General features: G+C 74.9%; 7 protein-coding genes and 1 riboswitch. Of the genes, 3 read left to right on the top strand and 4 right to left on the bottom strand.

Annotated elements, in window-relative coordinates; all coding sequences use genetic code 11:
* The coding region (locus AE652_RS30190) for an AfsR/SARP family transcriptional regulator (protein WP_234348589.1) at positions 1-813 on the bottom strand (813 nt) is incomplete at its 3' end.
* 330 nt (positions 814-1,143) lie between these two features.
* On the opposite strand from AE652_RS30190, the gene AE652_RS30185 reads away from it, so the two are divergent.
* Both AE652_RS30185 and AE652_RS30180 read left to right on the top strand, forming a co-directional pair.
* Positions 1,144-2,277, top strand: a complete 1,134-nt coding sequence (locus tag AE652_RS30185; protein WP_159028589.1) for a hypothetical protein — start codon at positions 1,144-1,146, stop codon at positions 2,275-2,277.
* An 85-nt stretch (positions 2,278-2,362) separates the two neighbouring features.
* Positions 2,363-2,504, top strand: a riboswitch (SAM riboswitch).
* Between the two features lie 202 nt (positions 2,505-2,706).
* On the top strand, positions 2,707-3,420 hold the full coding sequence (locus AE652_RS30180; RefSeq protein ID WP_049657219.1) for an IclR family transcriptional regulator: 714 nt from the start codon (positions 2,707-2,709) through the stop codon (positions 3,418-3,420).
* 182 nt (positions 3,421-3,602) lie between these two features.
* On the opposite strand, the gene AE652_RS30175 is transcribed toward AE652_RS30180, so the two are convergent.
* On the bottom strand, positions 3,603-4,856 hold the full coding sequence (locus AE652_RS30175; RefSeq protein ID WP_049657217.1) for a threonine/serine exporter family protein: 1,254 nt from the start codon (positions 4,854-4,856) through the stop codon (positions 3,603-3,605).
* Positions 4,857-4,959: 103 nt separating this feature from the next.
* Positions 4,960-5,940: an NADP-dependent oxidoreductase gene (locus AE652_RS30170; protein ID WP_049657215.1), complete on the bottom strand. Its 981-nt coding sequence runs from the start codon at positions 5,938-5,940 to the stop codon at positions 4,960-4,962.
* Positions 5,941-6,019: 79 nt separating this feature from the next.
* Between AE652_RS30170 and AE652_RS30165 the strand changes: the two genes are divergently transcribed.
* Complete coding sequence (locus AE652_RS30165) at positions 6,020-7,027, top strand: GlxA family transcriptional regulator (protein ID WP_049657213.1); 1,008 nt, start codon at positions 6,020-6,022, stop codon at positions 7,025-7,027.
* Positions 7,028-7,078: 51 nt separating this feature from the next.
* Here AE652_RS30165 and AE652_RS30160 read toward each other — a convergent pair whose 3' ends face one another.
* Positions 7,079-7,378: an SMI1/KNR4 family protein gene (locus tag AE652_RS30160; protein ID WP_369808343.1), complete on the bottom strand. Its 300-nt coding sequence runs from the start codon at positions 7,376-7,378 to the stop codon at positions 7,079-7,081.
* Between the last annotated feature and the right edge of the window lie 236 nt (positions 7,379-7,614).

The following is a 7,614-nucleotide window of genomic DNA, read 5'->3' as shown; positions in this document are numbered from 1 at the left end:
CGGGCCCGGGACGAGCGCGGCGGGGACGAGCGCGACGGAGGGTGCCGGGGCGGCGAGCGACGGGTCCCCCTCCAGGATCCGCTGGTGCAGCAGGTCCAGCTCCGCCCCGGGCGCCACCCCCAGTTCGGCCAGGAACAGCTGACGCGCGCCCCGGAACACCGCCAGCGCGTCCGCCTGCCGCCCGGCCTGGTACAGCGCCCGCATCAGCAGCCCGTACGCCCGCTCGTGTAGCGGGTGCTCGGTGGTCAGCGAGGTCAGCTCCGGGATGCACCGGGAGTAGCGCCCCAGCGCCAGGTCCAGGGCGATCCGCTCCTCCAGCAGGGTCAGCCGCAGCTCCTGGAGCCGCTGGCGCTGCCGCTGCGCGAACGGTCCGGGGATGCCGGCCAGCGGCTCGCCCTGCCACAGCTCCAGGGCCTGGTTCAGCAGGTCGCGCGCCTGCTGCGGCTCCCCGGCGGCCGCCGTGCGCTCGGCCTGCGCCGCCAGCTCCTCCGCCTGCGCCGCGTCCACCGCGTGCTTGGGCAGCACCAGCCGGTAGCCGTCCCCGACCGAGGTCAGCACGGTCGGCGCGTCCGGCGCCTCGCCGTGCAGGACCTTGCGCCACCGCCAGGCGTAGGTGCGCACCGTCGTCATCGCGGTGCCCGGCGGCTCCTCGCCCCACAGGGCGTCGATCAGGTCGGTGGCGCTCGCGCCGTGGCCGGGCCGGAGCAGCAGCACCGCCAGCATCGCCTGCTGCTGGGGGCTGCCCACCTTCAGTACGGTCGCGCCGCGCTGCGCCCGCATCAAGCCCAGCACCGAGAACCGGAAATCATCCATTCCTGCACCTGCCCGCTTCATGTGCTCGCCCCCGCCCGCACGTGCCACCCCCGAATTGGTGAGTCCCTATCAACCCACGGGACCTGGCGGGATGTCGAGAGATCGTCGACCCGGTGGTGATCCGGTGTTGATCGGCCGTCGCCACAATCGGTGATGTGGCGCCCGCAGTCGGCCCGGCCCCTCACCGCCGGACCCGCCACGTCCCCGGTCGCCCGGCCGCCGACCGGCGACCCCCACGGCTCTCGGAGGCGGACGCCCATGAACACGGACCGGAACAGCGACCTGAGCACCGGCCGGAAAGCGGATCCGAACGCGGAACCGAGTACGGCGTTGAGCACGGACCTGAGCACCGACCGGGCCACGGACCGGCAGGGCGGACTGGACACCGACCTGCTCCACCGCCTGCTCGACGTCGACCCGGCCTGCGGACCCGTCGAACTGCTCCACCGCGCCCGGGGCGAGCGCCACCTCCCGTACCTGGTGCTCGCCGCGCTCGCCCGGGAGGACGTCCGGATGGGCGCGCACGCCCGGGACGAGCTGCGGCGCGCCCGCGACCGGGTCGAGTGTTACGCCCGGGTCGCCCGCGACCTCGCCGACGCCACCGGGGTCCGCCCCATCCGCGACCTGCCGCTGGCTGGCTACTACCCGCCCGACCTGCCCCGGCCGCTGGCCGAGCTCAGCCTCGTCAGCCCCACCGAGGCCTCGCTCTGGCAGGCCGTCAACCGGCTGGTCACCGACCACCCGGTGGAGTCCGTGGAGGTCACCCTGCTCGGCGAGCGCCCCCGGCACACCGCCGTCACCCTGCGCTGGCCGGCCGGGGACCCGCTGCTCGACCCGTGGTACCAGGTGCGGGTCGCGACCGCCGCGCTCCCCGGCGACCTCGCCACCGTCCCGGTCCGCCCCTACCTGGCCGCCGACGACCACGTCGAATGCCTGATCGCCCTCGCCGAGGAAGGGCTCGGGCGCACCTTCCTCGCGGGCGACGTGATCGACGTGGCCCGGCTCGCCGGGCAGCCCTTCGAGCCCGTCGAGACCGCCGCGGTGGTCGCCGCCTACCGGCTCGCCCCGGAGGCCGCCGCCCTCCTCGACCTCGCCGCCGAGCACGTGCCGCTCGGCGCCCTGCGGGACGTGCGCACCGTCCTGGAGGCCGAGGTCGCCCCCGAACTCCGCCGCCGGACCTCTGCCGGCACCCCGCCGTGCCACGGCACCTCGCCGCGCCACGGCACGCTGCTGCGCCGCACCGTCATCCGGCACCAGTGGGACGAGGCGCTGCTGCTCCCGGCCGGCGACGCCACCCTGCTGCTCACCCCGGTCGCCGACTACCTGCTCGGCCCCGAGGGCACCCGGCCGACGGACCGCGAGCGCACCGCCGCCCTCGCCGCCCTGCACGCCTGGGACGCGACCCTGCCCGGCAGCCCGGACGGGGCCCCGTGCACCGGCCTGTCGGGGCCGCGCCACCGCTGAGCCGGCCCCGCGGGGCGTGGCCGAGGGCGGGTCGAGGGCGGGGGGACTTGCCGACCCGCCCCGGATGTCTTGTATCGTTCCTGGCGAATCATCCAGAGGGGTGGAGGGACCGGCCCTACGAAGCCCCGGCAACTCCCCGTTCGACCCGGCGTCCGAAGTACGCGCCGTGTTGGCGGGGGCAGTGCCAACTCCGGCCTGTCGCCACTGTGGCGCGGGAAAGATGAGGAGACACGGTGCTCTCTGTGCTGTCCTTCGCCCGGGCGCTTCCCGCCCCGGTCCTTTCGCGTACCCGTCTCGTGCCCGGCGCAGGCAATCGGCCGACTTCTCCGGCCTGTCCTCGCTGACCACACCCCCCGGCTCCCCGCCAGGAGCCGCCGTGAGCAGCGCGGACCCGCTGCTCCCGGGCCTTGAGACTGGAGTACCCATCCCATGGAGAACACGAGCGGCGTCGGCGTGCTCGACAAGGTCACCTCGATCCTCGGCACCCTGGAGGCCGGGCCCGCCACCCTGGGCGGCCTCGTCGCGGCCACCGGCATGGCGCGGCCCACCGCCCACCGGCTGGCCGTCGCACTCGAACACCACCGCCTGGTCAGCCGGGACGTCCAGGGCCGGTTCATGCTCGGCCCCCGCCTCGGCGAGCTCTCGGCGGCCGCTGGCGAGGACCGGCTGCTGGCCGCGGCCGGCTCGGTCCTCGCCCAGCTGCGGGACGCCACCGGCGAGAGCGCCCAGCTCTACCGGCGGCAGGGCGAGGTCCGGATCTGCGTGGCCGCCGCCGAGCGGCTCACCGGCCTGCGCGACACCGTTCCGGTGGGGGTCACCCTTCCCATGAAGGTCGGCTCCGCCGCCCAGATCCTGCTCGCCTGGGAGGAGCCCGAGCGCCTCCACCGCGGCCTGCAGGGGGCCCGCTTCACCGCCACCGCGCTGAGCGGCGTGCGGCGCCGCGGCTGGGCCCAGTCGGTCGGCGAGCGCGAGGTCGGGGTCGCCTCCGTGGCCGCGCCCGTCCGCGGCCAGTCCAACCGGGTGGTGGCCGCCGTCACGGTCTCCGGGCCGATCGAACGGCTCAGCCGCCACCCCGGTGCCCAGCTCTCCCAGGCCGTCGTCGAGGCGGCCCACCGGCTCACCGAGGCCCTGCGCCAGCCCTGACGGGGGCTCCGAGGCTCTCGGATTCCGAGGTTCCGGGGTTCCCTGGTTACGGGTTCCGAACCTCGGGTTCCGAGACTCCGGGCTCCGGGGCGCACCTCCGCGCGCCCCGGGGCCCGGTTCCGGCCCGTACCGGTCCCGGTTCGGCTTGGCTCGGGCCCGGCTCAGGCCTGGTTCCGACCGGCTCAGGCCCGGTGCGGCAGGCCGGTGAGGCTGGGGCGGGGGATCCGGCTGATCACCGCGCCGATCAGTGTGCCGATCGACACCCCGAAGACCGCCGAGACGGCCGCCAGCAGCGACTGCGCCCCGTTCCCGACCTCGATCTGCGCGGTGTTCAGCAGACCGAAGGAGCCCGGCACGACGATCCAGAACGCCGGGAGGTAGAGCACCTGCCAGAGCGGACCGCCCGGCAGCCAGTGCACCAGGGTGGCCGCGACCGCGGCGGCCACGGCACCGGCCAGGCCGCCGATCGCCGCGCCGTGCACCGACCCCACCGCCACCTGGGCGGTGACGCTCACCGCGATCACCGCGACGATCCACGGGATGGCCGAGGGCGGGGTGTGGACGTTGACCACCACCCCGGCCACCGCGATCGCCAGCCCCAGCGCGATCACCCACCAGCTCGGCTTGGCCACCTGCACGTTGGCCAGCGCGGTGGACGGCATGCCGATCGCGGTCGCGGCCGCGGCCACCCCGGCGAGGAACAGCGTCAGCTGCACGGCGCCGGAGACCAGCCGGGCGGTGCCCGCGTTGGCCGCGCCGGCGGCGATCTCGGACAGCCCGGTGACCAGCAGCCCGCCCGGCAGCAGGATCGCCAGGGTGGCCACGATCGTCCGCAGCGGCCCGTCCAGCAGCGAGGCCCGCGCGAGCGCCAGGACCAGCAGCGCGACCAGGAAGCCGGCCGTGACGGGCAGCAGCGGCCGCAGGTGCGGCCGCCGCCGGGCGAGCACGGTCAGGCCCACCACGATCAGCGAGCCGAGCCCGGCGGCCAGCACGTTCGCCACCACCGGCTGCAGGAAGATGCAGACCCCGACCCCGACCGGCAGCGCCCCGAAGTCCGCCACCCACGCGGGCCAGCGGGCGGGCGCCCGCCGGATCCGGTCCAGCTCGGCGCGCGCCCGGGGTCCGTCGAGTCCGCCCGCCCGCAGCCGGTGCACCAGGTCGAGGACGTCGGCCGTCTGCTCGAACCGCAGGGTGCCGCCGAGCGGCTGGAACCTGGTGGCGCCGTCCGGGTCCAGGGCCACGAACAGCCCGTTGGTCAGCGCGGCGACCTGGACCTCAGGGGCGCCCAACGCCCGCCCCAGTCCGCGGAGTTCGTCCTCGACCTCATGGACGGGCAGGCCGCCGCCCAGCAGGGCTTCGCCCAGGTCGAGCAGGAGACGGCAGAGCGGGTCGGGCGGGGCGTCGGTGTCCCGGACCGATGGAGACTTGCTAGGCATGGCAGGTATCGTCCCACCCTGCCCGATTCGGTCTGAATCTGCCCCGGTCTGTTCGCTTCCCGAGCGCCTGCTGCTCCCGGGGCCGCCGGGGTCCGGGTGACCGCTACGGGCGGACGGTGAGGACCAGCTTGCCCGTGACCCGGCCGGTCTCGCCCTCGGCGTGGGCCTTCGCGGCCTCCGCGAGCGGGTAGGTGGCGGAGACGTGCGGGCGCAGCTGCCCGGCTTCGACGAGGGCGGCGATCGCGGCCATGCCCGCCCGGTCGTGCTCGACCAGCAGGGCCTTCGCCGTCACGCCCAGCTCGGCGGCGCGCTCGGCCACCTCGTCGATCCCCTGGGGCAGGATCGACACCAGGACGCCGCCGGGCCGGAGGGTCTCCAGGGAGCGCAGCCGGTCGTCGCCGCCGAGCGGGTCGAGGACCACGTCGATGTCGCGGGCCTCCGCCACGAAGTCGGCCGTGCGGTAGTCGATGACCTCGTCCGCGCCCAGGCCCCGGACGAAATCGTGCTTGGCGGCGGACGCCGTGCCGATGACGTACGCGCCGCGCGCCTTGGCGATCTGCACGGCGACGTGCCCGACGCCGCCGGCCGCCGCGTGCACCAGGACCCGCTGCCCCGGCCGCAGCCCCGCCGTGTCGACGAGCGCCTGCCAGGCGGTGAGCGCCACCAGCGGGAGCGCCCCGGCCTCGACGTGGCTCAGTACGGCGGGCTTGGGCACGAAGGCCCGGGTGGGGCCGACGACGTACTCGGCGTGCGCGCCGGCGCCGTACGGGTAGGGCAGCATGCCGAACACCTCGTCGCCCGGGGCGAAGAGCGAGACGCCGACGCCGACCGCCTCGACGGTGCCGGAGACGTCCCAGCCGAGCGTGAACGGGGGCTGCCCGAGGAAGTAGCCGCGGTCGCGGTGCTTCCAGTCGGTGGGGTTGACCCCGGCGGCGTGGACGGCGACGAGGACCTGGCCGACGCCGGGCACGGGCCGCTCGACCTCGGCCTCGTGGAGGACGTCCGGGGTGCCGAGGGTGGTCTGGGTGATGGCCCGCATCGTGTTCGTGCTCATGGAGTTCGTGCTCATGGAGTTCGTGGTCATGGATCCAGCCTGCGGCCGCGCCCCTGACCAGCGAAATGGCAAGATTGCCAAAGACCGATAGGATCGTGCCATGCCTGCGATGGAACCCTGTGGTCCTCTCGGTCCTGGTGGCCCCGGCGCCCGGCCGCCGCACCGCGTCGTCGTCCTCGCCCTCGACGGCGTCTACCCCTTCGAGCTGGGCATCCCCAACCGGGTCTTCCCCGGGGTGCCGGGCGCGTACGAGGTGGTGACGTGCGCGGCGACGGAGGACCGGACGGTCGCGACCAGCGCCGACTTCACCATCACCGTCGGGCACGGGCCCGAGGCCCTGGAGAGCGCCGACACCGTCGTCATCCCGCCGTACGCCCTGCACCGCGCCACCGCCGACCTGCCGGAGCCCGAGCGCGCGGCCCTCGCCCGGATCCGCCCCGGCACCCGCATCGTCTCCATCTGCACCGGCGCCTTCGCGCTGGCCGCCGCCGGCCTGCTCGACGGACGCCCCGCCACCACCCACTGGGCCCTGGCGCCGGCCTTCCGCCGGATGTACCCCCGGGTCGCCCTGGACGCCGACGTGCTCTTCGTCGACGACGGCGACATCCTCACCTCGGCGGGCGCCGCCTCCGGCCTCGACGTCTGCCTGCACCTGGTGCGCTCCGACCACGGCAGCGCCGTCGCCAACCAGGTCGCCCGCCAGTGCGTGGTGCCGCCCTGGCGCGAGGGCGGCCAGGCCCAGTACATCGAACAGCCGGTGCCCCCGGAAGGCGCCAACGGCACCGCCGCCACCCAGGCCTGGGCCCTCCAACACCTCGACCGCCCGCTCGCCCTCCGCGAGCTGGCCGCCCACGCCCGGATGAGCCCGCGCACCTTCGCCCGCCGCTTCCAGGACGAGACCGGCACCAGCCCGGGCCGCTGGCTGATCCAGCAACGCCTCCACCGCGCCCGCCACCTGCTGGAGACCAGCGACCTCCCCGTCGACCGCATCGCCACCGAGATCGGCTTCGCCACCGGCGCCTCCCTCCGCCAGCACCTCCACGCCGCGATCGGCGTCTCCCCCCAGACCTACCGCACCACCTTCCGCGGCCACCCCGGCCCCCCGACCCCGGCCTGACCACCGCCCGACGTAGGAAGTCGGCAGGCCCGACTTCCCACGTCGAATCGTTCAAGTCCCGAGTCCCGCGGAACGGTCGTCCCTGGGGTTCATCGTGAAGAGCCCGCAGTCCTCCAACGGGATCAGCCCGTAGTACGGAGAGGCACCACTGCCGCCCAAGTCGGTGAGGAAGTCCCGATAGGCCTCCGGGAGTTCCACGCCGTGCTCGGCCTGAAAGGCGTCCATCCGACCATCGGTGAGGCGTGGGCCGAGACGAAATCCGTGCCGCTCCTCCCCGAAGGAGTAGCTCCGATCGGGCACGTAGGGGATACGTGCCAACTTGCGTCGCAGCCGCGGGATGCGGGAGTCCATGCGCGTTCTTCTCTCGTGTCGCCCCGCAATCTACCGCCCACACCAGAACTCATCCCACGAGCAGGACTCGCTTCCGCACCACCCGGACTCCCGGGCCGCCGTTCAACTCCGCCGCCGTGGCCGGGACGGCGACGCCCCTGGCCCCGGCCGACTCAACTCTCCTCCCAACCCGGCCACCGCGAGCACAGGAAGTCGGCGGGATGACTCTGCTGGCGAAGTCGGTTGGGTTGGGCGTG

The sequence above is a fragment of the Kitasatospora sp. MY 5-36 genome (genome assembly GCF_001182915.1).
GTDB lineage: Bacteria > Actinomycetota > Actinomycetes > Streptomycetales > Streptomycetaceae > Kitasatospora.
The sequence above is the reverse complement of the archived record's forward strand: the minus strand, read 5'-3'. Positions and strand labels throughout refer to the sequence as shown.

What these genes read in the sequence shown, in the direction of transcription:
- AE652_RS30180 (WP_049657219.1), top strand. Translation starts at nt 2,707, where the DNA reads ATGGAGAACACGAGCGGCGTCGGCGTGCTCGACAAGGTCACCTCGATC.
- AE652_RS30175 (WP_049657217.1), bottom strand. Translation starts at nt 4,856, where the DNA reads ATGCCTAGCAAGTCTCCATCGGTCCGGGACACCGACGCCCCGCCCGAC.
- AE652_RS30170 (WP_049657215.1), bottom strand. Translation starts at nt 5,940, where the DNA reads ATGACCACGAACTCCATGAGCACGAACTCCATGAGCACGAACACGATG.
- AE652_RS30165 (WP_049657213.1), top strand. Translation starts at nt 6,020, where the DNA reads ATGGAACCCTGTGGTCCTCTCGGTCCTGGTGGCCCCGGCGCCCGGCCG.
- AE652_RS30160 (WP_369808343.1), bottom strand. Translation starts at nt 7,378, where the DNA reads ATGGACTCCCGCATCCCGCGGCTGCGACGCAAGTTGGCACGTATCCCC.